Source organism: Bradyrhizobium sp. 160 (assembly GCF_023073735.1).
Classification (GTDB): domain Bacteria; phylum Pseudomonadota; class Alphaproteobacteria; order Rhizobiales; family Xanthobacteraceae; genus Bradyrhizobium.
Genome location: NZ_JADPKD010000052.1, coordinates 26,087 through 49,673, shown reverse-complemented (window position 1 = coordinate 49,673; position 23,587 = coordinate 26,087). Strand labels below are relative to the sequence as shown.

The 23,587-nt window shown below is 61.9% G+C and carries 15 protein-coding genes and 5 pseudogenes; 10 read left to right on the top strand and 10 right to left on the bottom strand.

Annotated features, from left to right (window positions below):
• Window positions 1–724 precede the first annotated feature (724 nt).
• From IVA98_RS37690 to IVA98_RS19675, 3 genes and pseudogenes are all read right to left on the bottom strand, one after another.
• A pseudogene (locus IVA98_RS37690) lies at window positions 725–896 on the bottom strand (caspase family protein); the annotation flags it as partial.
• Between the two features lie 50 nt (window positions 897–946).
• Window positions 947–1,375, bottom strand: a complete 429-nt coding sequence (locus IVA98_RS19680; RefSeq protein WP_247304129.1) for a GlcG/HbpS family heme-binding protein — start codon at window positions 1,373–1,375, stop codon at window positions 947–949.
• A pseudogene (locus tag IVA98_RS19675) lies at window positions 1,368–2,299 on the bottom strand ((Fe-S)-binding protein); the annotation flags it as partial. The gene IVA98_RS19680 and the pseudogene IVA98_RS19675, both read right to left, overlap by 8 nt.
• A 123-nt stretch (window positions 2,300–2,422) precedes the next feature.
• On the opposite strand from IVA98_RS19675, the pseudogene IVA98_RS19670 reads away from it, so the two are divergent.
• The 3 genes and pseudogenes from IVA98_RS19670 to IVA98_RS19660 all read left to right on the top strand — a co-directional run bounded on the left by IVA98_RS19670 (window position 2,423) and on the right by IVA98_RS19660 (window position 7,102).
• Window positions 2,423–3,203: pseudogene (locus IVA98_RS19670) on the top strand (enoyl-CoA hydratase/isomerase family protein).
• 381 nt (window positions 3,204–3,584) lie between these two features.
• Window positions 3,585–4,622 (top strand): acyltransferase family protein, encoded by a 1,038-nt coding sequence (locus IVA98_RS19665; protein WP_247304131.1) that lies wholly within the window; start codon window positions 3,585–3,587, stop codon window positions 4,620–4,622.
• Between the two features lie 1,730 nt (window positions 4,623–6,352).
• Entirely contained in the window at window positions 6,353–7,102 is a 750-nt protein-coding gene (locus IVA98_RS19660) for an acyltransferase family protein (RefSeq protein WP_247355360.1), read from the top strand.
• A gap of 287 nt (window positions 7,103–7,389) precedes the next feature.
• On the opposite strand, the pseudogene IVA98_RS19655 reads toward IVA98_RS19660, so the two are convergent.
• The 6 genes and pseudogenes from IVA98_RS19655 to IVA98_RS19630 all read right to left on the bottom strand — a co-directional run.
• Window positions 7,390–7,852: pseudogene (locus tag IVA98_RS19655) on the bottom strand (IS5/IS1182 family transposase); the annotation flags it as partial.
• Between the two features lie 634 nt (window positions 7,853–8,486).
• Window positions 8,487–8,633: a hypothetical protein gene (locus tag IVA98_RS19650; RefSeq protein WP_247304135.1), complete on the bottom strand. Its 147-nt coding sequence runs from the start codon at window positions 8,631–8,633 to the stop codon at window positions 8,487–8,489.
• Between the two features lie 1,570 nt (window positions 8,634–10,203).
• Entirely contained in the window at window positions 10,204–10,371 is a 168-nt protein-coding gene (locus IVA98_RS19645) for a type II secretion system protein GspG (protein ID WP_247304137.1), read from the bottom strand.
• A 31-nt stretch (window positions 10,372–10,402) separates the two neighbouring features.
• Window positions 10,403–10,831 (bottom strand): GlcG/HbpS family heme-binding protein, encoded by a 429-nt coding sequence (locus tag IVA98_RS19640; protein WP_247304140.1) that lies wholly within the window; start codon window positions 10,829–10,831, stop codon window positions 10,403–10,405.
• The gene (locus tag IVA98_RS19635; protein WP_247355359.1) at window positions 10,824–13,799 is read right to left on the bottom strand and encodes an FAD-binding and (Fe-S)-binding domain-containing protein; all 2,976 of its coding nucleotides are present in this window, start codon (window positions 13,797–13,799) and stop codon (window positions 10,824–10,826) included. Before IVA98_RS19635 ends, IVA98_RS19640 begins: the two co-directional genes overlap by 8 nt.
• A gap of 106 nt (window positions 13,800–13,905) precedes the next feature.
• Window positions 13,906–14,643, bottom strand: a complete 738-nt coding sequence (locus IVA98_RS19630; protein WP_247355358.1) for a GntR family transcriptional regulator — start codon at window positions 14,641–14,643, stop codon at window positions 13,906–13,908.
• A 135-nt stretch (window positions 14,644–14,778) separates the two neighbouring features.
• Between IVA98_RS19630 and IVA98_RS19625 the strand changes: the two genes are divergently transcribed.
• The 4 genes and pseudogenes from IVA98_RS19625 to IVA98_RS37275 form a co-directional block, all read left to right on the top strand.
• On the top strand, window positions 14,779–15,981 hold the full coding sequence (locus IVA98_RS19625) for a pyridoxal-phosphate-dependent aminotransferase family protein (protein WP_247355357.1): 1,203 nt from the start codon (window positions 14,779–14,781) through the stop codon (window positions 15,979–15,981).
• 142 nt (window positions 15,982–16,123) lie between these two features.
• Window positions 16,124–17,323 (top strand): pyridoxal-phosphate-dependent aminotransferase family protein, encoded by a 1,200-nt coding sequence (locus tag IVA98_RS19620; protein ID WP_247355356.1) that lies wholly within the window; start codon window positions 16,124–16,126, stop codon window positions 17,321–17,323.
• 30 nt (window positions 17,324–17,353) lie between these two features.
• A complete protein-coding gene (locus IVA98_RS19615; RefSeq protein WP_247304149.1) occupies window positions 17,354–18,148 on the top strand; it encodes an enoyl-CoA hydratase/isomerase family protein in 795 nt (264 codons plus the stop codon).
• A 48-nt stretch (window positions 18,149–18,196) separates the two neighbouring features.
• Window positions 18,197–18,307: pseudogene (locus IVA98_RS37275) on the top strand (tripartite tricarboxylate transporter substrate binding protein); the annotation flags it as partial.
• A 39-nt stretch (window positions 18,308–18,346) separates the two neighbouring features.
• On the opposite strand, the gene IVA98_RS19605 reads toward IVA98_RS37275, so the two are convergent.
• Entirely contained in the window at window positions 18,347–19,309 is a 963-nt protein-coding gene (locus tag IVA98_RS19605; protein ID WP_247304151.1) for a UDP-glucuronic acid decarboxylase family protein, read from the bottom strand.
• 342 nt (window positions 19,310–19,651) lie between these two features.
• Here IVA98_RS19605 and IVA98_RS19600 point away from each other — a divergent pair, with 342 nt between their 5' ends.
• The 3 genes from IVA98_RS19600 to IVA98_RS19590 all read left to right on the top strand — a co-directional run bounded on the left by IVA98_RS19600 (window position 19,652) and on the right by IVA98_RS19590 (window position 22,893).
• Entirely contained in the window at window positions 19,652–20,638 is a 987-nt protein-coding gene (locus IVA98_RS19600) for a Bug family tripartite tricarboxylate transporter substrate binding protein (protein ID WP_247355355.1), read from the top strand.
• A 177-nt stretch (window positions 20,639–20,815) separates the two neighbouring features.
• On the top strand, window positions 20,816–21,358 hold the full coding sequence (locus IVA98_RS19595; RefSeq protein ID WP_247304154.1) for a tripartite tricarboxylate transporter TctB family protein: 543 nt from the start codon (window positions 20,816–20,818) through the stop codon (window positions 21,356–21,358).
• Window positions 21,359–21,369: 11 nt separating this feature from the next.
• Window positions 21,370–22,893 (top strand): tripartite tricarboxylate transporter permease, encoded by a 1,524-nt coding sequence (locus IVA98_RS19590; protein ID WP_247304155.1) that lies wholly within the window; start codon window positions 21,370–21,372, stop codon window positions 22,891–22,893.
• The last annotated feature ends 694 nt before the right edge of the window (window positions 22,894–23,587 follow it).

Sequence of the window (23,587 nt, the reverse complement as noted above, 5' to 3'; positions counted from 1 at the left end):
CGCCATGCCCGCCGGCCTCCAATCCCGGCGGCAAGCTTGAATCATCAAAACGCTGATTTGTGAATCCCCAGCGATTCAGTCCGATGGGCTAACGCTCTAAGCTTTTGATCTCTCTAGAGGCGAATTCGACCGTTTTTTCCAAACGCTCATTGGAATCCTTGAATAATCAAACGGATTTTGATCCGCCATTCTGGCGTTCGCTCAAGGCAGACGTTGGTGCGGAGTTCCTGGACTTAGCGCTCCACTCGGCTGTTCATTTGGAAGCTAGGATTTGGAAAAGGGCCGCGTTGCCGGCGGCCAGGACCTAGCCCGCATCCACTATCTCAGATCTCCCGCAAGCCCCGTTCTCGTCCGGGACGCCGCAACGAAATCGCAATGAATTGGGTGAAATGACCGTGAACAGAATGCGACCGATCCAGCCCCCACACCAAGAAAGATCAATAACTTAGAAGATATCCACTGCGTTCGGGACGCAGGGGCGGAGGTTTAAATCCGCTCGCTCCGCCCATTTTTTTCCAACGTCCAGCGACATGCGATCTTCACCTTGGCATCTGCGTCTGCCCTGAAACCATGACCACGAGGCAAGCGGGCAAGCGCGGCCTGATCAGGCCTTCGCGTCCAACGCATCGACGGTCGCGAGCTTAAACTTTAGCGTCGAACTTCGTGCCAGCGGACTTGTTGAAAGTTGATAGAGCCAGCTGCGAGAACGCGTTCCAGTCCGATCGCGCGAGGCGATAGCCCGTTTCATGGTCTTGGCGAAAGGTCGTCGCGGCAGGCATTGAGCATGATCAGTCGAAGCTGCCTTGTAGGCGCGACGGCGAACAGCCATGCTCAAGCCCCACCGTCTCGTCGAGAACGTCAGAGCCGGTCTCTCGGATCGCATCGGTAGGGATCAGCGACCAGCATCCGGATTAGCTGTCTTCTTTTGTCATTCGGCCGGTGAGTCCTAGCCTGCATTCGCCTTCAACCCCGCCGCCTGGATGCCCGCGACCGCGCAGGCCTCGTCATTGTCGGAGGTGTCGCCGGAGACACCGACGGCGCCGAAAAGCGTCGTGCCATCCATAATCAGCACGCCGCCGGGGACCGGCACCAATGCGCCCTTGGCGATCGTGTTCACCGCGTCGATAAAAAAGGCCTGCTCCTGCGCGCGTTGGAATAAGGCGCGCGAACCCATCCCCATCGCGAGCGCACCATAGGCCTTGCCGTGCGCGATCTCGCCGCGCATCAGGCTGGTACCGTCCTGCGCGGCGGCGAACTTGAGCACGCCGCGCGCGTCCAGGATGGTGACGACCAGCGGCTTCAGCTTGAGCTCGCCGGCCTTCGCGAAGGCGGCGTCGAGAATTTTGCGGGCGGTGTCGAGGGTGAGGTCAGCCATGGCTGGTTTCCTTTGTAGCTGGAGAACTGGAATTGGGTCCGTCGCGATCGAGGCTCATGGCGAGCACCCGCGCGACGTGAAGGGCCTCGCGCCCGGCACCGTCGTGGATCTGGTGCCGGCAGGAGGTGCCGTCGGCGACGACCAGCGTAGCCTGGTTCGCCCGCCGCACGGCCGGCAGCAGTGACAGTTCGGCCATCTGGATCGAGGCATCGTAAGTGTCGGCACCATAGCCGAACGCGCCGGCCATGCCGCAGCAGCTCGATTCGATGGTCTCGACCTCAAGGCCGGGGACGAGGCGCAGCACCTGCTCAACCGGCTTGAAGGCGCCGAAGGATTTTGGTGGCAATGGCCGTGCACAATGGCTTTGTCGGCCAGGTTACCGAGCGGCAGTTGCAGCCGTCCGGCCTCGGCCTCGCGCACCAGAAATTCCTCGAAAGTCAGCGCGTGGGCACCGACCGCGTTGGCGTCGTTGTCCTTGCGTAACGAGGCGAGCTCATCACGGAGCGTCAAGAGGCAGCTCGGCTCTAGACCTATGATCGGCACGCCGCGCGCGGCGAAGGGCGCGAAGGTGGCCACGAGACGATCGAGCTCGGCCTTGGCCTCCTCGACGAGGCCGGCTGACAGGAACGTGCGGCCGCAGCACAGCGGGCGGCTGCCGCTCGACGGCTTCGGCAGATGCACGCGATAGCCTCCGGCCGCAAGCACGCGCAGCGCAGCTTCGAGATTTTCGCGCTCATAGATGCGGTTGAACGTATCGGCGAACAGAACCGCTTCGCGGCCGCTCTCCGGTCCCACGTTGTCAGCCGGCGGCACGAACACATCGTTGCGGAAGGCGGGCAGGGCACGGCGCGCGCTGATGCCGGCAAAGCGCTCGAACAGCTTTCGCAAGAGCAGGTTGCTGTTGCGCAAATTCGCCAGCAGCGCTTCGATTGCTCTATAAATTTGTGTCGAGGCGCTAAAGCGGCGCCTCGCCGCAGATTGCGCTTGCACCTGGCGCCCGAGCTGCCGCAAATGACAGCAAAACGGAGCCAAGGAAGCGAGCGTGCCATGAGCGACACCACTGCGGTCATTACCGAGAAGCGCGGGCAGGCGTTCTGGATCACCATCAACCGGCCGGAGAAACGCAACGCCCTGAACGGCGATGTCATCGCCGGCATCAGAAGGCTATCGCGACGCGCATGACGACAAGGACGTCCGCGTCATCGTGCTGACGGGCGCGGGCGACAAGGCGTTCTGCGCGGGCGCCGACCTGTAGAATTCCGGCGCGGCTTTCGCGATGGATCATTCCAAACCAAATGTCGACTATGCCGATCTGCTACGTTTGTCACAGAACGCCACTAAGCCTGCGATTGCGCGGGTTGGCGGCGTCTGCATGGCCGGCGGCATGGGCCTATTGTGCATGACCGACATGGCGGTTGCAGCCGATCACGTCATCTTCGGCCTGCCGGAGGTGAAGGTCGGCGTGTTCCCGATGCAGGTCCTGAGCCTGCTGCAGAGGATCGCGCCGCCGCGGCTTGTCAACGAATGGGCGCTCACGGGTGAGCCGTTCGATGTCAAGGCGGCGCAGGCCGCGGGCCTCCTGAACTACGTGGTGCCCGCCGCGGAGTTAGATGCAAAGGTCGACTGGCTGATCGCGCGTATCGTCGACAAATCGCCGACCGCGATCCGCCGCCGCAAATACGCCATGCGCGCGATCGCCTCGATGTCATTCGACGAGAGCATCGCCTACACCGAAAGCCAGATTGCGCTGCTTGCGATGACCGAGGACGCCAAGGAAGGCCTGAAGGCCTTCACCGAAAAGCGCAAGCCGGTCTGGACGGGGAAGTAGCTTTCCGACCCGAGCTCGATCAAGCTATGGAAGATAGGACGAAGGGGGATTGCGTGGCTCGCCCAGTGATTAGACCTCAGAGGTGAGTTCGAGCTGCTTAGCCGCTTCCGCGAGGGTAGCAGGCGGCAAAGTATAGCTGCCGAATGCCAGCAGGACACGCTTGATGACGTTGTACAAAGCCTTATCGGTGATCGTAACCAGGAAACGCTCGCCGGCACGCGGATATACTGAGGTGCACTTAATGATTTGGGGCCAATTGATCTAGTAGCTCGTCGCAGAGCAACTTCTGGCGACCGTGGCGAACAACTGAGAGCCTTGATCGCGGGCAACCAACGGTATATGCAGCAGGCGGCCGCGCTGGGGGCGCAGCTAGAGTGTGGAATGATCCATTCCCTTACCTCTTTGCGCTTCTTTTGCGCGCTTTATGTTTTCCTCTTCCACGTTCGATTTGTTCAGGAACTACCTCCCGGACTGTCAAATCTCGTGGACAATGGTTTCACCGGTATGACGTTTTTCTTCATCTTGTCGGGGTTTGTGCTTGCGATCAGCCATTGGGATCGTCCAATCGCATATGGCAGTTTTGTATTAGCGCGCGTAGCCCGGTTGTATCCCGCCTTTGCACTCGCGTTCATTCTCTCGTATTCCGCCTACAACACCGGGGCTCCCTCGGACGCTCAGGCTCTCAATGTTGTTGCGAATGTCACGCTGATGCAGGCTTGGTTCCCAAGCATGTACGAGCTGGGTCTGAACCGCGGCTCATGGTCGATTTCTGTAGAGCTGTTTTTCTATCTCCTGTTTCCGTTTGTATGTCTCGCCATCCAACACAGATTGCGTGACGCGAAGATCGCCGTCCTGTGGCTAGTTGGCCTGTGGCTTGCGAGCTTCCTGCCCGGCCTCGTGCAACGTGTCGCCCCGCAGCCAGGGGGTATGTGGCTCTACTATGCATTCCCTCCGTTTAGGCTTGCTGAGTTCCTAGTCGGGATCGCGTTGGCGGTGATTTGGAAGCGGAAACTGATTGAGCCGCGACTTTCTCTACTCTGCTTATCTGGATTTGCATTCGTCGCATCGTGCTTCGCCGGACTGACGACCAACAATCTAACCATACTCAACGCGACGGCTGTTCCGTTTATTTTGGCGATCATTCATTATTCGGCTGAGAAGCGCCCTGTTTGGCTGGAATGGAAGCCTCTCGTCTACCTAGGCGATGTCAGTTACGGCATATACATATATGGCTTCGTCACAATCCCGATGCTGATGTGGCCGATGCTACACCGCGGCTTCGATCATATGGCTGTGCTCATGGCCGGCGTCTTATCTACGTTAGGGCTGGCTGTGATCAGCTACCATGTTCTCGAGCAACCGGCCCGCGCCTTTGTGCGAAACCACACATCGCGGATCTCAAGAGTTCCGGCAGAATAGACGGCGTCCACAGAACTCATGATCAATCTGTCGCATCGTGGCGACAACTGAGCGCGAGCCGTCATCTCGGCTCGAGATGAAACTGATGGATAGCCGGGATGAAAGGCGGTGCAGAACTTGAGGATCGCGTTCTTAATGTGTTCGGCAGGCACCGCCTCAGAGGTTTGCGAATTAGGAGCTCGGCTCCAGGCCAAATTCTCGCCTAGACCTGGAGCTGTTTTCAATCTCAGAAGCGAGTGGTTCGGCGCGGCCTATTGGGCGGACAATGATCAGCCCATTCGCGTGGGCTCTTAGTATCATCGTACTTGTCCGTGGCGCTGTATCTGCCATGGTGAAGAGGAGGTAAGGCGCCGTGGCTAGAGTTCCACATCCATCGCCGCCAGCACATACCCCAAGAGAGTCGTGACAGCTACATACGATGCGGCTCCCGCAATGACCGTGAATATGCTCAAGCTAACGCCCTGCCAACGGTATGTTGGGCGAATCTAAAAATCGATTCAATCTGCGGACCGCTACCCCCGAGGGTAGACCAAATTCAAACTGTGGTGGGATGATCGCACAACCTCCAAATTCGATCCCTCGGCGCACCATGAGATCTTCGCTTAAGGCTCTGCTTATCGTCACCGGGATCTTCTTCGGATGGCTGGCGCTCAGCGTCCTGACATTCGATGATGTGCCGAACGGCTCTGCTTATCTCGGCCCACGACGTTAAAGGGCCTGAGAAAGGCGGGGAGTAGATTTTAACGCAAATCAGTTGGCGAGAAGACACAGGCGCGCCGGCCCACGTTGGCGGGCCTCTGTGCTAGCAAATGGGCGTGCCCCGCCGATCGTGCGGAACGTCGCGGCCCGGCCGCAGTCGGCGCCTGCCGCCGTTTGTTCTCGGTTCGTTCCCATGAACGGGCGGGTACTCTCCGTACTGCGATCAAGTCGCGCACGCCGGTGAAGCGCAGTTCGCAAGCCTGATCTTGGTTTCGGATTTTGGCTTGGGCAACCAACGTTGGGGCAGATGGCGTGCCGACTAATCGAGAGCGGCCGTTTTTTGCGTCGCAACTTCGTCAGTTACGTGATGACACGTTGTTAGAACAAATGCCGCTCTGCTGCATTGCCATTCACTACCGAGGGCAGCACTTGATACTGGCTCGTGAGCGGCCAATCCTAACAGAGCGGCCGCGCCGATCAGCAAATTTACTATGACGAGCTTGCGTGCTTTGCGAGCCCACGTTGGACTGATCATAGAGGTAGCTCCCCTTCTGGGACATGCTCTGGAAGAGAGAAGGCTAGGCCTCGTTTGTTTCAGGCCGACTTCGCGCCCAGGGAAAATGGTTTCATGGCGCGGAGCTGGAGGATCGATTCGGAGGCATCTCGGTTAGGCCAGCATGGGCATCCAGGCGATTATGCAGGCGGTATTGGTCGGCCTTCCCGTCCTAATTGTCTCTGCTTGCGTGAGTTCTGATCGGGTCACTTCGGGTTCGACAGTTCGATCAGGGGCTATGGGCGCGAGACCTCAACGCCCTCAAGTCGACAGCCGACTGATGCAGCAACCTCAGGCGTAAAAGCAGAACTGAATGCTGCGCGCGCGAGAGCTAGCCGATAAAGCCATCTTCGGCTCGCACTCACAAGGCCCGCCGGTTCACGCCGGCGGACTCCGGACAGCGTCACCCGCACTATCACCAGAGACGATCTCGCTCCGATGCTTTCACGCCATTAGGCAGCCTTGAAGACGGCTTGGCGTGAGGTGGCTTCACGCTGGGGCCCAAAACCGCCCACTCGCTCTGCGAACAGGTTCGCACATTCCTCATGTTTGCGACCCTCGGCGGCAGACCGATCCCGACGTCTTTTCGGATTTCATTTTCAAGGATGCGATCAACGGTAGTTTATGGACACTACCCATCGAGTTTGCCTGGTACGTCGTGATCGGATCGCTGCTCTCGATGTGGCCATCATGGAAAACCGCAGCTTGGCTGCTGTGGCTCTCCGGGGGCGCCGTGATAGCAATGCAGTGCACGCATTTCGATTATGCCTTCTATGGAATCCCTGCCACTTTCTTCGCTCTCTTCGGCGTGTCATTTGCGAGCGGCGCTCTCCTGTCCACGACCAAGGCTTCCTGGTTGCCTTATCGGGCTTATATGATTGTGGCTGCGCTACTGATGCTCTTCCTCATGCGCGGCCGACCAGAATGCCAAGTACTGGGCACAGCAAGCCTGGCCGTTCTCACGGTCGTCATAGGCGTGTCCTTCGCGGACAACTTAGTTCGCAGCCGGTTCGATATTTCCTATGGGGTTTATATCTACGCTTTTCCGATCCAGCAGCTGGTGATCAATCGTGTCACGGAAAATTTTTGGGCCGGCATGCTGATTGCCGCTGCTTTGACTACGATTACGGCCGTCTTGTCTTATCATCTCGTCGAGAAGCGGTTCCTAAAACGGCGCCACGGACGTGAGGAGACGGCACCCGGAGCTCTGGCATTGGCAGCCAGCTAGGTTCCCGGGGCCTAATAGTGTCGCGGTATGCGTGCGGCGCGCCTGTGTGGTTTGCAGAGCAAGCGCCTAATTCTCGATCTCCGATGGAATGGAGTACTTCCGCTTCAGGAGCTTTCAATGGCTCCTGTGCTTCGGCTTCTGTCAGCTCACGGACCGCGAGGAGCCGATCCTCAGAGCGTTTGCGGTAGATTTTATCGTGGTCTCGCCAGATCTCGGCGGAGGGGCCGCGCAATCCGCGAAGCCAAACGAAGCATGCCATCGCTAGTCGTCCGTGAAGAACCCTGAATTCAGGCTGGATTGATCCGGGGTCGGGCGAAGAGGATGGCCAGGATTTGCCACAACGAGAGCCTGAGCCAGCAGATCAGGCGGCGGAAGTTGTAGCCGACGGCGGCGAGGACGGCGTTGCTGGCGTCGCCCTCGCGATGCCAGAGATAATTGCGGCCCATTCGACGCTCGGATTTGAGATGGCCGATACCGGTTCGACGGCGGACCGCCTTCGCAGCTCGCGCGTGATCTGTGGCGTCACCCGCCGCTTCTGCCCTGACGTGAACACCCTCAACTTGTAATCGGGTGGGGCATTGTGGCCGCGATAGCCCTTGTCGGCGAGGAGGCGCTCGAGGGTATTGCCGATGAGGGCTTCCATGTCCGGGATGACGGCTGCGAGCGTATGCCCGTCATAGGGTTGCCGGGCAGCGCCTTCACGTGGGTCACGAATTGACCGCCTTTGGCGTGCGCCAGCGTCGTTGCAACACGACGGAATCACGGCTCGTGATTCGACGGAATCCTCAAAAATGAAACTGCAAGCTTTTGGGCGGTCAAAGCCCGAAAGTTTGCAATCCCAAAGACCTTCTCGCCCCGAAAACTGATTCTTGATCAACCGCTTGGAGGTTCTTCACGGACGACTCGCTACCGTTCATCCTCCACGAAAATGAACTCCCGCCAAGGCGGCCGCGCGTCCGTCATCCTCAATTGACTGCCGAATACTGCTGTTGCTCGCAGTTTTCTAAAATGACGGACTGCCTTAAGTCCTTGTACACATCGTCGAAAAACACAGAATATATGCGGCGGGGTCTGTCGGGCAACGGGGTCGCCTCTCGCAGGCAGACAAAGTAGCTTCCTGGGCCGTGGTCCGTACTTCGTAGCGCGGAGATCTCAACCGGCATGATCAGCTTTGCTGTTTGGGCGGCGATCTGAACGCCTTTCTGTATTTCCTCTTGGCTTGGTGCTTGCACTGGCCGGGCCTCTGGCAATGGAGCTGGGGTATCGACCCAGATCGAAGAGCAGGCGGTCAGGAGCAAGCATAGCAACGGGGTAGAACGCATCACTGATCGAATTTGCGTGGTTAAGGATCACGACACGATATACGGACAGTTTCAGCTCACTGCTAGCTCTCTCGCGACGCGACTATCGGCGCATTCCAGACGCGCAGACCCAGCTCAACTCGAGAGATGCCGGTGTACTTGCTGACCTCTTCGTTCTGAAGCGCGGCCAGTCGATCGATCATGAGCTGGGCGTAGGCTGCGGCGAGCATCGCCTTCTTGATCTCAGGGGGAGGTTCGTGAGGTACGCTGGGCTCCAGGGCAGGGGCGCTTCCAGCGGCAGCGGATCCTGAGCACGGTCGATGGCGCGATCGTGCGGTAGAGTGGACGGAAACGGGTCATCGGGAATGGAAGTGAATGGACTTGCGTTGAGGACTTCCTGTTCGTTGCGCATACTTTGCTCTCCGTGAGCCCCAGCGTGTTTTTGGGATCACTGAATCCGAGCTCGGTCAACGGTGAGAATTTGTTGGCTTTGTCGACATTGCGCGAACTGCCTGCAATCTGACGGCTCATCGCCGTGATCGTTGGCCTTTGTCTGGTCGGAAGTTATCGCAAAACTCGGCCGGCGAACGCCGGGCACTCCGAATCGGGGGCGACCTGTTGGCGCTGCGGTTATCGATTTTGTGTGATTTAGCGGGTTTGAGAGGAGCGACTTCGTCGACCGGGGCTGACTGCTCTCTGCGATCATGGGTCACCCGGGGTACGTCCCCGAAAGCCGGTCCGACGAGATGACTTTCGGGCCCGGAGCGTATCGGAGCCGTCGCTCTAAACGCGGTACCCCTGGACCGCGAGCACCTCGCGCAGGAACGCCACCTTCTTTTGTCGCTTCCCGGCCGGCGCAGCACCTTCCGCACCTCGTTCACCAGCCGCTCTAGGCGTTCCACATGCGCCCGCACGACGTCGTGTCGGCGGTCCCGTTCAGGTTGGTCGAGCGCGATCATGGCCTGGCGGTTGCCCAGCTGCGGCGTAGGTGGCCAAACGTTCCACTTCGCCAAATTTCATTTGCCAGTCTCCTTTTGGCTGAGTTCGGACGCCGGCGGCAGCCGCAGCGATAGCTACGAGCTGACGCCTGACGACATACGCGATCTTCGCAAGCAGCTGGCGCGTCTATGCCGAGGACACGAAGTTCTGCGCATGGTCTCGGTCCTGGATCCTGAGGAGCAGTGCTACAACGCGAAGTATTGATGCGAACGAGCTTCACGGCAGTGTGAATCCGATTTCCGTTGAGCCTTGCTGTTTCGCGACTGACCTTGGCGAGGCGTGAGGAGCTCGGCGATGAAGGTAAAGCTGCACGAAGTGGTAAAGTACTAGAGAAGGAGAGCTTTCGGCTGTCCGTGAGGACCGAGGGCGGTGGCGTTATCCTGGTCGTGACGAACCCCCGTGGTGATGGCGCCGGGGACCACGTTGCTACGTTGAATCTCCATAACAATGTAGTCGGCTGCTATGAAGAGGACGTGTTCTGGGACGCCGTCGCGCTCTACCGACACTCGCAAAAGCAGCAGGACGCGGCCTGATGGACAGTTCCTGGCTCACCCAGGATCAGCACGAAGCAGTTAGCTTGACTCAGGGTCTGCGCAATCTGATTTGCGCCACGACACCACCTGCTAAGCTTCAGGTAGACCGTGACAGGCAGGAACGCAGCGAGCCTTGAACTCAAAGCCTGTTGCCTGGCCTTGGGCGTGACAGGCAAATTGCCGCATTTTAGCTGTACCTTGGTTCTATAGTAGTCTTCGACACGTTTTGCTCGATAGTGTTGTCTTGAACGAATGCGCGGTGGCCCCACTACTTCTGCCAATTGACGATGTCGGCTGCCTGCTCAGTACCTTCTTCGCGGCGGTCGGCACCAAGCGATGCAAGATCATAGGCTAGCCCGTGCGCCCCCGGGAACGCATACGTATACGGTTTCCCCCATATCAAGCGAGCGCGCTTCCGACAGTCCGTCAAAGGCACATCCTCAGTATCCTGCGGAGCCTGGATGGAGCTATCCTGCGTTGCCCGTTAGGCCTGCGGCCTGGATGCCTGCGACGGCGCAGGCCTCGTCGTTGTCCGACGTGTCGCCGGAGACGCCGACTGCGCCAAGTAGCGTCGTGCCGTCCATGATCAGCACGCCGCCGGGGACCGGCACGAGCGCGCCCTTGGCGATGGTGTTCACCGCATCGATGAAAAAGGCCTGCTCCTGCGCGCGCTGGAACAAGGCGCGCGATCCCACCCCCATCGCCAGCGCGCCATAGGCCTTGCCGTGCGCGATCTCGGCGCGCATCAGGCTGGTGCCGTCCTGCGCGGCAGCGAGCTTGAGCACGCCGCGCGCGTCCAGGATGGTGGCGACCAGCGGCTTCAGCTTGAGCTCGCCGGCCTTCGCGAAGGCAGCGTCGAGGATCTTGCGAGCGGTGTCGAGGGTGAGGTCAGCCATGGCTGATTTCCTTTGCAGCTGGAGAAGTGGAATTGGTCTCGGCGCGATCGAGACTCATCGCCAGCACGCGCGCGACGTGAAGGGCCTCGCGCTGGGTGCCGTCGTGGATCTGGTGGCGGCAGGAGGTGCCGTCGGCGACGACCAGCGTCGTCTGGTCTGCGCGCCGCACGGCCGGCAGCAGCGACAGCTCGGCCATCTCGATCGAGGCATCGTAGGTGTCGGCGCCATAGCCGAAGGCCCCGGCCATGCCACAGCAGCTCGATTCGATGGTCTCGACCTCAAGGCGCGGGACGAGGCGCAGCACCTGCTCGACCGGCTTGAAGGCGCCGAAGGATTTTTGATGGCAATGGCCGTGCACGACTGCCTTATCGGCGAGGTTACCGAGCGGCAATTGCAGCCGGCCGGCCTCGGCCTCGCGCACCAGAAATTCCTCGAAGGTCAGCGCGTGGGCGCCGACCGCCGTGGCGTCGTTGTCCTTGCGTAGGGACGCGAGCTCGTCGCGGAGCGTCAGGAGGCAGCTCGGCTCGAGACCTATGATCGGCACGCCGCGCGCGGCAAAGGGCGCGAAGATAGGCACCAGACGATCGAGCTCGGCCTTGGCCTCGTCGATGAGCCCGGCTGAGAGAAAAGTGCGTCCGCAGCAGAGCGGGCGGCTGCCGCTCGTAGGCTTCGGCAGATGGACGCGATAGCCGCCGGCCGCGAGCACGCGCAGCGCTGCGTCGAGGTTTTCGCGCTCATAGATGCGGTTGAACGTATCAGCGAAGAGAACAACCTCGCGGCCGCTCTCCGGCCCCACGCTGTCGGCCGGCGGCACGAACACGTCGCTGCGGAAGGCGGGCAGGGCGCGGCGTGCGCTGATGCCGGCAAAGCGCTCGAACAGCCTTCGCAACAGCGGGCTGCGGTTGCGCAAATTCGCCACCGGCGCGAAGCGTGAGGCGAGGTCGGCATAGCGCGGTAGGTAGCCGACCAGGCGGTCGCGCAACGTGAGGCCATGAGACTCTGCGCGCGCGGCCAGCACCTCGATCTTCATCTTGGCCATGTCGACGCCGGTCGGGCACTCATGGCGGCAGGCCTTGCAGGAAACGCAGAGTTTCAGCGTCTCCATCATCTCGTCGGAGGCAAGCGCGTCCGGGCCGAGCTGGCCGGAGATCGCCAGCCGCAAGGTATTGGCGCGGCCCCGCGTGACATCCTTCTCGTTGCGCGTCGCGCGATAGGAGGGGCACATCACGCCGCCCTCGAGCTTGCGGCAAGCGCCGTTGTTGTTGCACATCTCGACCGCGCCCTGGAAGCCGCCGCCTGCGCCGGGATAAGCGGACCAGTCGAGCCTGGTCTTCAGCTCGGTGACGCGATAATCGGGCCGGTAGCGGAAGAGCGAGCGGTCGTCCATCCTCGGCGCATCGACGATTTTGCCGGGATTGAGAACGCCGTCGGGATCGAAGCGCTGCTTCACTTCCTTGAAGTCGGCGACGAGGCGTTCACCGAACATGGTCTCATGGAATTCGGAGCGCACCAGGCCGTCGCCATGCTCGCCGGAATGCGAGCCCTTGTATTCGCGCACCAGCGCAAACGCCTCTTCGGCGATGGCGCGCATCGCCTCGACGTCCTTCTCGAACTTGAGATTCAGCACGGGCCGCACATGCAGGCAGCCTTCGGATGCATGCGCATACATGGTGCCGCTGGTGCCATGCTTGGCAAACACCTCGTTCAGCCGTGCGGTGTAGTCGGCGAGGTGTGGCAGCGGCACCGCGCAGTCCTCGACGAAGGAGACCGGCTTGCCCTCCCGCTTCATCGACATCATGACGTTGAGGCCGGCGGCGCGGAAATCGGCGATGCCGCTCTGAAGCGCCGGCTCCGTGATCTCGACCACTCCGCCCCATTTGCGCTTGTCGTTGTTCCAGCCGAAGCCGAGATCGCCCATCAGCTCGCCCAACTGCTTGAGGCGCGCCAGATTGTCCGCCTGGTCTTCCTCGGCGAATTCGACCACCAGCACGGCGTCTGGATCGCCCTTGATCGCGGCGGAGATGATCGGCTTGAACATCGCGATGTCACGGCCGAGTGCGATCATAGTGCGATCGACCAGTTCGACTGCGATCGGCTTGAGCCTGACCAGATGCTGGGCTGCGTCCATCGCTTCGTAGAAACTGCCGAAATGGCAGACGCCGAGCGCCTTGTTGCGGATCACAGGCCACAGCTTCAGCTCAACCTTGGTGGTGAAGGCCAGCGTGCCCTCGGAGCCGACCAGGAGATGCGCCATGTTGTTGGGTGCATTGCGCGGCACCAGCGCATCGAGATTGTAGCCGCCGACGCGGCGCTGCACCTTGGGAAAGCGTGCGGCGATCTCCTCGGCCTCGCGGGCGCCGAGATCGAGCATGTCGCGGAACAGGGCCCGTGTGCTGTCGCCGGCCTCGACATCGGAGAGATCGCCCGAGACCTCGCCGAAACGGTTCAGCGTGCCGTCGGCAAGGGCCGCCTCCATCGACAGCGTGTTGTCGCGCATGGTGCCATAGCGCAAGCTACGGCCGCCGCAGGAATTGTTGCCGGCCATGCCGCCGATGGTGGCGCGCGAGGCCGTGGAGACGTCGACCGGAAACCACAGGCCGTGCTTTCTAAGCTGGCGGTTGAGATCGTCCAGCACGATGCCGGGTTCGACCACGCAGGTGCGCCCCTCGACGTCGAGCGACAGGATCCGGTTCAGATGCTTGGAGAGGTCGACCACGAGCCCGTCATTGACGGTCTGGCCGCATTGCGAGGTGCCGCCGCCGCGCGGGGTGACCTTGTGTCCCTCGTCCCGGGCAATGGCGAGCGACAGCAAGGCCTCGTCCATGGTCTTGGGCACGACCACGCCGGCGGGCATGATCTGATAGAACGAGGCATCGGTCGCGTAGCGGCCGCGGCTGAAACCGTCGAACAGGACGTCGCCGGTCATTTCCGCGCGCAGGCGCCGTTCCAGCGAGGAAGCGTTTGTCATCCCTGATCCCGGACCGATCCAGCGAGGTGGCCCAGCCTTGCTGAGTTATTCACTATGTCTCGCGTTCGATTATTGTGAATTCAGAATGGGCAACCCGGCCATCCTCTCAGGACGAGACCGGCGCGTCCTCTCGGGGTTCGGTCAGGTGCTCGATCGCGGCCGCCCGCTTGTTGCGCAGGTGCTGGAACAGGATGTCGCTGAGCTCGCTCGCAGCCCGCCGGCGCAGCGCATCGAGAATGGCCTCGTGCTCGCGCATGGCCTCCGCCCAGCGCTGCCGATTGCGGGCGAAATTGGCGGAGTAGCGAACGCGCCGGATCCGGCCGGCGAAGTTGGCGTAAGCCGCCGTCAGCGTCTCGTTGCGCGCGGCCGCGACGATGCTCTCATGGATGCGCTGGTTGGCCTGGAAATAGCCGTGCATGTCGCGATGTAGATAGCGGCCGTACATCTCGTAATGCAGCTGCTCGATCGCGGTGATCTCCGCGTCGGTAATGGCTTCGCAGGCGAGGCGCCCGGCGAGGCTCTCCAGTCCCGCCATCACGTCGAACAGCTCCTCGAGGTCGCGCTGGCTGAGCTGGCGCACCCGCGCGCCGCGGTTGGGCAAAAGTTCGATCAGCCCCTCGGCAGCGAGCACTTTCAAGGCTTCGCGCAGGGGCGTGCGGGAGATTCCGAGCATCTCGCAAAGCTGCCGCTCGGGAACGCGCCCGCCTTCCGGAATGTTGCCCTCGACCACGTAATCGCGCAGCCGCAACAGGATCTCGCCATGAAGCGAGGCCTCCTGGCGATCGCCGCCATTTAGGCTGGGCGGGGCAATCGGAACCCCGGTGTCGGGAATCGTGGATTTCATTTGTAGCACAGTAATTTGCCTGTTTAGTCGCGTCGACGGCCACAATAGAATACCAAAATTCGATTGAAAGGACAAAAAATGAATGCAAAATAGCCGAAAGGAGCCGGCCAGAACCCCACCGACAGGGAGGTTTTCATGCATCAGGGACGCCATTTCCTCCAGATTACAGGCCCGAGCCCGGTGCCCGAACGCGTGCTGCGCGCCATGGATATGCCGGTCATCGACCACCGCAGCGCTGAATTCGCCGAGCTCGGCCGGGCCGTGCTTGAAGGCAGCCAGAAGATTTTCCAGACCAAAGCTCCCGTCGTGATCTTCCCCTCGTCGGGGACCGGCGCCTGGGAGGCCGCGATCGTCAACACGCTGTCGCCGGGCGACAAGGTGCTGATGATCGAGACCGGCCATTTCGCCACGCTGTGGCGGCAGATGGCCGGGCGCTTCGGCATCGAGGTCGATTTCGTTCCGGGCGACTGGCGCCGCGGCGCCGATCCGGCCGTGATCGAGGCGAGGCTCACCGATGACACCGCGCACGCGATCAAGGCCGTCATGGTCGTGCATAACGAGACATCGACCGGTGCGACCAGCCGCATCGCCGAGATCCGCGCCGCGATCGATCGCGCCTCGCATCCGGCGCTCTTGATGGTCGACACCATCTCCTCGCTCGGCTCGGTCGACTACCGCCACGACGAGTGGAAGGTCGATGTCAGCGTCAGCTGCTCGCAGAAGGGATTTATGCTGCCGCCCGGTCTCGGCTTCAACGCGATCTCGGAAAAGGCCCGTGCTGCGTCAAAGACCAACAGGATGCCGCGCTCCTATTTCGACTGGGAGGAGATGCTCAAGCCCAACGCCAAAGGCTTCTTCCCCTACACGCCGGCGACCAATCTGCTCTACGGCCTGCGCGAGGCGATCGCGATGCTGCTCGAAGAGGGCCTCGACAACGTGTTCGCTCGCCACCAGCGGCTGGCTGCTGCGACGCGCGCTGCCGTCAAGCACTGGGGCCTTGAGATCCTCTGCCAGGAGCCGGCCGAGTACTCGCCGGTGCTCACGGCCGTGCTGATGCCGCCGGGACATGATGCCGACCAGTTCCGGAAAGTGGTGCTCGACAATTACAACATGTCGCTCGGCTCCGGCCTGTCGAAGGTCGCCGGAAAGGTCTTCCGCATCGGCCATCTCGGCGAATGCAACGCCCTGACGCTGCTCGGCGCGCTCACCGGCGTCGAGATGGGCTTGTCGGTTGCGGGCGTGCCGCATCGCGCCGGCGGCGTCGACGTCGCGATGAAGCTCTTGGAGCAGCGCCCGCAGGGCAATGCATCGCCGCATCTGAAGGTCGTCGGCACGTAAAGTGGTCGCGGTGAAAGGGGATGGTATCCGAGGGCAGGTCGGCTCGTTATGCACGGACGGACCCTCTTGGAGGAGGGGACAAGCCGGTCAAATGGTGCTATTCGGCGGCCACCAAACCAAGGCTAGACCGGGAAGGACGCCGATGACCGTGCATACTGGAAGGCATTTCTTACAGATTCCAGGACCGACCAATGTGCCCGACCGGGTGCTGCGCGCGATGGACATGCCGACCCTGGACCATCGCGGTCCGGAGTTCGCCGAGCTCGGTTTTGCGGTCCTCGCCTCGATGCAGCGGGTGTTTCGCACCCAGCAACCCGTGATCATCTTCCCCTCGTCCGGCACCGGCGCCTGGGAAGCGGCGATGGTCAACGTGTTCGCGCCCGGCGACAAGGTTTTGATGTGCGAGACCGGCCAGTTCGCCGTGCTGTGGCGCGGCATCGCCGACAAGTTCAAGCTCGACGTCGACTTCATTCCGAGCGACTGGCGTCATGGCGCCGATCTCGCCGAGATCGAGAAGCGTCTTGCCGCCGACAAGCAGCACGCGATCAAGGCGGTCTGTGTCGTGCACAACGAGACCTCGACCGGCTGCGTGACGCCGCCGCTCGACGTGCGCAAGATTCTGGACCGCACAAAGCATCCGGCGCTGCTGATGGTCGACACTATCTCCGGCCTCGGCTCGATGGAATACGAGCACGATGCCTGGGGCATCGACGTCTCCGTCGCCGGCTCGCAGAAGGGTCTGATGCTGCCGCCGGGGCTCGGCTTCAACGCCGTCTCGGAGAAAGCGCTCGCGGTGGCGAAAGCCAACCCCGGCATGCGCTCCTACTGGGACTGGCAGGAGGTCATCAGCTTCAACAAGCTCGGCACCTTCCCCTATACGCCCGCAACCAACCTGCTCTACGGCCTGCGCGAGGCGGTCAAGATGCTGGAAGAGGAGGGGCTGGAGAACGTCTGGAGCCGCCACAAGCGACACAGCGCGGCGACACGGGCCGCGGTCAAGGTTTGGGGCCTTGAGACGCAGTGCGCCGACCCTGCCGCGCATTCGCCGGCGCTGACCGGCGTTCGCGTGCCGGAAGGACACGACGCCGACGCCTTCCGCAAGGTGGTGCTGGAGAACTTCGACATGTCGCTCGGCACCGGCCTGAACAAGATCAAGGGGAAGGTGTTCCGCATCGGCCATATCGGCCATTTCAACGATCTGATGCTGATGGGCACGCTCGCCGGGGTCGAGATGGGCCTCGATCTCGCAAAGATCCCGCACCGGAGCGGCGGCGTCCTGGCGGCCATGGACGTCCTGAAGGGACGCGAAATGATGCCGATGGCAAAGGCCCAGGTGGCTTGATCCATCCAACTTGAAGAAGAAGTGAGCGCGATGAACGCACCAACTGCCAGCGAAGACCTGCTCTACTCCGTCCAGGACGGCATCGCGCAGATCACCTTCAACCGCCCGCAGGCACGCAACGCCATGACCTTCGCCATGTATGACCGCATGGCGGACATCTGCCAGGAGATCAACGCCGATCGTTCGATCAAGGCCTTGATCGTGACCGGCGCGGGCGACAAGGCGTTTGCCTCCGGTACCGATATCTCGCAGTTCCGCGCCTTCAAGTCCGCGCAGGACGCGCTCGACTACGAGGCCCGCATCGACCGCGTGCTCGGTACGCTCGAGCAGTGCCGCGTGCCCGTGATCGCTGCGATCGCGGGAGCTTGCACCGGCGGCGGCGCCGGCATCGCGGCCTGCTGCGATCTCCGCATCGGCACCGAGACGACCCGGATCGGCTTTCCGATCGCGCGCACGCTCGGCAATTGCCTGTCGATGTCGAACATCAGCCGCGTCGTCGCGCTGGTTGGTCCCGCCCGCACCAAGGATTTGATCTTCAAGGCGCGCCTCGTCGAGGCGCCGGAAGCCCTCGCGCTCGGCCTGCTCAACGAGGTCGTGCCCGACGTCGAGACGTTGCGGCGCCGCGCCGACGAGACCGCAAAGCTCGTCGCCAGCCACGCGCCGCTGACGCTGGAAGCGACCAAGGAAGCGGTGCGCCGTATCCGCCGCACGCTGTCGCGCGAAGAGGGCGAGGACCTGATCCTGAAGGCCTATATGAGCGAGGATTTCCGCGAGGGCATGGACGCCTTCCTCAACAAGCGCACGCCGAACTGGAAGGGAAGGTAAAGTCTCATGAGCTTTCGGCTTGGTCAGTCGAAAGTCATATGCGCTGAAGAGCTGACGCCGGTCTCGGTGATCGCGCTCGAGCAGTTCGTGCTGTGGGACAACAGCGCAGGTCGTAAGACGGTGAAGGCGTCCGTGACGGCCGCAGTCGCAGGGCGCTCGTTGTGAAAGCTCGCTGCGGATGATGGAAGCTGCGCGGAATCAGGTCAGTTCAAGCGAGCGCTTGAAGTAGCCGATCGTCTCCTTCAGCCCATCCTCGAGCACGACCTTCGGCTCCCAGTTCAGCGCCGCCTTCGCCTTGGCGAGGTTGGGCTGGCGCTGCCGCGGGTCGTCTTGCGGCAGCGGCTTGAACACCAGCTTGGAACGCGAGCCCGTGAGCTTAATGACCTTCTCGGCGAGCTCGCGGATCGTGAATTCGGAATTGTTGCCGAGATTGATCGGGCCGGTGACGTCTTCCGGTGTCACCATCAGCCGCGTAATGGCCTCGACGAGGTCGTCGACATAGCAGAAGGAGCGGGTCTGCCCACCGTCGCCGAACACTGTGATCGGCTCGCCCTGAAGCGCCTGGACGATGAAGGACGACACCACACGTCCGTCATTGGGCTGCATGCGCGGGCCGTAGGTATTGAAGATGCGTGCGACCTTGATCGGCAGGCCATGCTGGCGCCAATAGTCGAAGAACAGCGTCTCGGCGCAGCGCTTACCCTCATCGTAGCAGGAGCGGATGCCGATCGGATTGACGTTGCCCCAATAGTCCTCGGTCTGGGGATGAATCAGCGGATCGCCATAGACCTCGCTGGTGGAGGCCTGGAAGATGCGCGCCTTCAGCCGCTTGGCGAGGCCGAGCATGTTGATGGCGCCGTGCACCGAGGTCTTGGTGGTCTGCACGGGGTCACGCTGGTAGTGGATCGGCGAGGCCGGGCAGGCAAGGTTGAAGATCGCGTCGACCTCGATGTAGAGCGGGAAGGTGACGTCGTGCCTGACCGCCTCGAACAGCGGATTGACGATCAGATGGGCGATGTTGCGCCGGCTGCCGGTGAAATAATTGTCCGCGGACACCACCTCGGCCCCCGCTTCGAGCAGTCGCTCGCACAAATGCGATCCGATGAAGCCGGCGCCCCCGGTCACGAGGATGCGGCTGTTGTTGTAGCTTTCAAATGGCATGATCGGTTCCAGCAGGGATCTCGGGGACCGTCGGATGAGGCGGCAGAGTGGTATCGGCTACGGGCGGATAAGCTAATAGGCTTGCATTCCCATTATGATCCTTAAAAATGAACCTGATCCTGAAGGCCTATATGAGCGGGGATTTCCGCAACGGCATGGACGCCTTCCCCAACAAGCGCCGAATTGGAAGGGCAGGTAAATTATCATAAGCTTTCGGCTTCGTCAGTCGAAAGTCATATGCGCTGAATTGCCCGCCTGCTTGAACTCGTCAGTATTAGTCCGCACAATGCAGCGATAGAATTTTCCGCACTACAACTCAAAAAACATCAGGGGATGAAACTCGTGCGAATTCCAGTGAAGGCCGTCGGCGCTGCGACGGCGCTGTTGTTGGGCACGCCGGCCTTCGCCGGCTGGGAACCGGCAAAGCCCGTCGAGATCGTGGTGGCGGCGGGCGCGGGTGGCGCCTCCGACCAGATGGCGCGGATGATGCAGGCCGCGATCCAGAAGAACAATCTGATGAAGCAGCCGATGGTCGTCTCGCTCAAGGGCGGCGCATCGGGCGCGGAAGCGCTGATGTACATGAAATCCAGCGAGGGCGATCCGAACAAGGTGCTGATCGCCTACTCGCTGATCTACATGCTGCCGCTGTCGGCGAAGATCCCCTTCAACTGGCGCGAGCTGACCCCGGTCTCGGTGATCGCGCTCGACCAATTCGTGCTGTGGGACAACAGCGCAGGTCCCAAGACGGTGAAGGAGTTCGTCGCAGCCGCGAAGGCGGCTAGCTCGCCGTTCAAAATGGGCGGCACCGGCTCCAAGCGTGAGGATCACGTGCTGACCGTCTTCCTCGAGCAGAAGACCGGCGCGAAATTCTCCTATTTGCCTTACAAGTCCGGCGGCGAGGCGGCGACCCAGTTGGTCGGCAACCACACCGAAGCCAACGTCAACAACCCCTCGGAAAATCTCGAAGTCTGGCGCGCGGGCCAGGTGCGTCCGCTCTGCGTGTTCGACAAGGAGCGCATCGCCTACACCGCCAAGGTGACCGAGACGCAGTCCTGGGCCGACATCCCGACCTGCAAGGAGGAGGGCGTCGACGTCCAGTACCTGATGCTGCGCGCGATGTTCCTGCCCGGCAAGGTCACGCCGGAGCAGCAGGCGTTCTATGTCGATCTCTTCCACAAAGTGACACAGACTGCCGAGTACAAGGATTATATGGAGAAGCAGGCCCTGAAGCCGATCTTCCTCACCGGCAAGGACATGGTGCAGTTCCTCGAGGAGGACGATGCCATCAACAAGGCGCTGATGACGGAAGCGGGATTCGTCGCGAAGTAGCTGCTTGTCACCTCGCCCCACTTGCGGGGAGAGGTCGGATTTGCATCGAAGACGCGATCCGGGTGGGGGGGGACTCTCCGCGAGAATAACTCTCACTGGCTCCGCGGAGACTCCCCTCACCGACCCTCTGCCCGCAAGCGGGGAGGGGGAATTGAACGCACTCTGTCCTGACAGCTCATGTCCCAAACGGATCTTGAAATCGTCGTCGAGGATCCGACCGCGCCTGAGGACGACTCCCCCTCCGTCGTTTCCTCCGGCACGATCGAGATCGTCGTCTGCCTCATGCTGCTGGCCCTTGCCGTCACGCTCGGCTACGACAATTGGCGTACCGGTGCGGCCTGGGATGCGACCGGGCCGGAGCCCGGCTATTTCCCGTTCTATCTCTGCGTCATTCTCGGCGGCGGCAGCCTCTACGGCCTGATCGTCGCGCTCCTCGCGCACCGCGCCGCGCGCGAGACCTTTGTCACGCGGGCGCAAGCCCGCCGCGTGATGGCGGTGTTCGTGCCGACGCTGCTGTTCTGCCTGGTGACCCAATTCCTCGGCCTCTATGTCGCGAGCTTCCTCCTGATCTCCGGCTTCATGCGCTTCGTCGGCAAGATCGCGCTGTGGAAGTCGCTGCTCACAGCCCTCGTGTTCACGGCAATCATGTTCGTCACCTTCGACATCGCGTTCGACGTTATCATGCCGAAAGGGCCGCTCGAAGCGGCCCTCGGGCGCTAGGGCGCATCGCGATGGAAGCGTTTGGTCTCCTGATTCACGGCTTCGCGGTCCTGCTGACGTGGAAGACAGTTGTGCTGATGCTGGTCGGGCTGGTGCTCGGCATCTTCGTCGGCGTGCTGCCGGGGCTCGGCGGCCCCAACGGCGTGGCGATCCTGTTGCCGCTCACCTTCACGATGGATCCGACCTCCGCGATCGTGATGCTGTCCTGCATCTACTGGGGCGCGCTGTTCGGCGGCGCGATCACCTCGATCCTGTTCAACATCCCCGGCGAGGCGTGGTCGGTCGCGACCACCTTCGACGGCTATCCGATGGCGCAGCAGGGCAGGGCAGCGGAGGCGCTGACCGCGGCGTTCACGTCCTCCTTCATCGGCTCGCTGGTCGCGGTGCTCTTGATCACCTTCCTCGCGCCGATGATCTCGTCCTTTGCGCTGAAGTTCGGCCCGCCCGAGTTCTTTGCGGTGTATCTATTGACCTTCTGCTCCTTCGTCGGCCTCGGGCGCGAAGCCAAGCACAAGACCGTCATCTCGATGTCGCTGGGTCTCCTGCTCGCCGGCGTCGGCATGGATACGGTCTCGGGCAATCTGCGCATGACCTTCGGTTCGGCCGAGCTTTTGCGCGGCATCAACTTCCTGGTCGCGGTCATCGGCTTGTTCGGCATCAGCGAGATCCTGCTGACGATGGAGGAACGGCTGGCGCTGCGCGGGCATGCGGCGAGCATCTCGCTCCGCGTCGTGCTCAGGGTCTGGAAGGACCTGCCGAAATATTGGGTCACGCTGCTGCGCTCGTCCTTCATCGGCTGCTGGCTCGGCATCACCCCGGGCGGCGCGATCGCGGCGTCCTTCATGGGCTACAATCTGGCCAAGCGCTTCGCCAAGAATCCCGAGGGTTTCGGCATGGGTCGCATCGAGGGCGTGTTCGCGCCTGAAACGGCGGCGCATGCGTCCGGCACCTCGGCGCTGCTGCCGATGCTGGCGCTCGGCATTCCCGGCTCCGGCACCGCGGCCATCCTGCTCGGCGGGTTGATGGTGTGGGGGCTCAATCCCGGCCCGCTGCTGTTCGTCGAGCACAAGGATTTCGTCTGGGGCCTGATCGCCTCGATGTATCTCGGCAACGTCGTCGGCCTCGTGCTGGTGTTGACGACGGTGCCGATCTTCGCCTCGATCCTGCGCGTGCCGTTCGCCGCGGTCGCGCCGATGATCGTGGTGTCGTGCGCGATCGGCGCCTATGCGATCCAGAATGCGATGTTCGACATCTGGCTGATGCTCGGCTTCGGAATCGTCGGCTACGTCTTCAAGAAGATCGGCATTCCCCTGGCGCCGTTCACGCTGGCGCTCGTGCTCGGCAACCGCGCCGAGGATGCATTCCGCCTGTCCATGATCGGCTCCGGAGGGACCCTGAAGGTGTTCTGGTCGAACGGGCTTGTCGGCTCGATCACGACGCTGGCAATCGTGCTACTGTTCTGGCCCGTAATTGACGGCCTGCTCGCCCGCGTTGGTTGGACGCATCGGACCACGGCGACATCGCGCGAAGCATAATCTCTTAGAGACGATGTCGTTGTGGCCTGCGGCCGTATCGGCGTCCTGGCGACCCCAAGGTGCTGTTCTGCGGAACCGGCGGTCTGGCGTTCGGGGAGATCAAGACCAGCGGCGCCATGACCGGCTTCACCCCCGCGGGTGTGGCGATCGCGTCGATCGGCTCGAACTCGACGACGCGCGCGCTGGACCGTTGGTGCGGGTGTCGAAGGCAATCACCCAGAACTGGATGCCAAGCTCCAATATCTTCTATATGGATCTCGGGACGCTTCTCGTCCGGTCCGTTCACGTTGGCACTGGGCTCCACGATCACTGCCAACGTATCGTCGCGATTTACCGACACATCTGCGCGCCGGCATCAACTATCAGTTTGGTGGCCCGGCGGTCTCGAAGTACTAAAATCGACAGAGGCGTCAGCGCGTGCGTTTGTCGTTGGAGACGGTGCCGAGTGACGTTCACCCACTTTGGCGTCCCTGAGCTTGGCAATCTCCTCGGCGCCGTACTCCTTCAGTACCTCATCGGTCTGCTCGCCGAATCTCCGGCGGCTGCGCCACCATCCTGCTCGGCGTGCGCGACACCCAGATGCTTGACTTGGTTCCTTGAACATTTTGTCGATGGCATAGATCGGCTTGCGTTTTCCTTGGCACCGTTCACGCTGGCGCTCGTGCTTGGCAGCCGAGGATGCCCTCCGACTTTC

Excerpts from the sequence above, each read along its gene's own strand:
- IVA98_RS19680 (WP_247304129.1), bottom strand. The coding sequence starts at position 1,375 with ATGGCTGACCTCACCCTCGACACCGCCCGCAAAATTCTCGACGCCGCC.
- IVA98_RS19665 (WP_247304131.1), top strand. The coding sequence starts at position 3,585 with ATGATCCATTCCCTTACCTCTTTGCGCTTCTTTTGCGCGCTTTATGTT.
- IVA98_RS19650 (WP_247304135.1), bottom strand. The coding sequence starts at position 8,633 with ATGCTCGCCGCAGCCTACGCCCAGCTCATGATCGATCGACTGGCCGCG.
- IVA98_RS19640 (WP_247304140.1), bottom strand. The coding sequence starts at position 10,831 with ATGGCTGACCTCACCCTCGACACCGCTCGCAAGATCCTCGACGCTGCC.
- IVA98_RS19635 (WP_247355359.1), bottom strand. The coding sequence starts at position 13,799 with ATGACAAACGCTTCCTCGCTGGAACGGCGCCTGCGCGCGGAAATGACC.
- IVA98_RS19630 (WP_247355358.1), bottom strand. The coding sequence starts at position 14,643 with ATGAAATCCACGATTCCCGACACCGGGGTTCCGATTGCCCCGCCCAGC.
- IVA98_RS19625 (WP_247355357.1), top strand. The coding sequence starts at position 14,779 with ATGCATCAGGGACGCCATTTCCTCCAGATTACAGGCCCGAGCCCGGTG.
- IVA98_RS19620 (WP_247355356.1), top strand. The coding sequence starts at position 16,124 with ATGACCGTGCATACTGGAAGGCATTTCTTACAGATTCCAGGACCGACC.
- IVA98_RS19615 (WP_247304149.1), top strand. The coding sequence starts at position 17,354 with ATGAACGCACCAACTGCCAGCGAAGACCTGCTCTACTCCGTCCAGGAC.
- IVA98_RS19605 (WP_247304151.1), bottom strand. The coding sequence starts at position 19,309 with ATGCCATTTGAAAGCTACAACAACAGCCGCATCCTCGTGACCGGGGGC.
- IVA98_RS19595 (WP_247304154.1), top strand. The coding sequence starts at position 20,816 with ATGTCCCAAACGGATCTTGAAATCGTCGTCGAGGATCCGACCGCGCCT.
- IVA98_RS19590 (WP_247304155.1), top strand. The coding sequence starts at position 21,370 with ATGGAAGCGTTTGGTCTCCTGATTCACGGCTTCGCGGTCCTGCTGACG.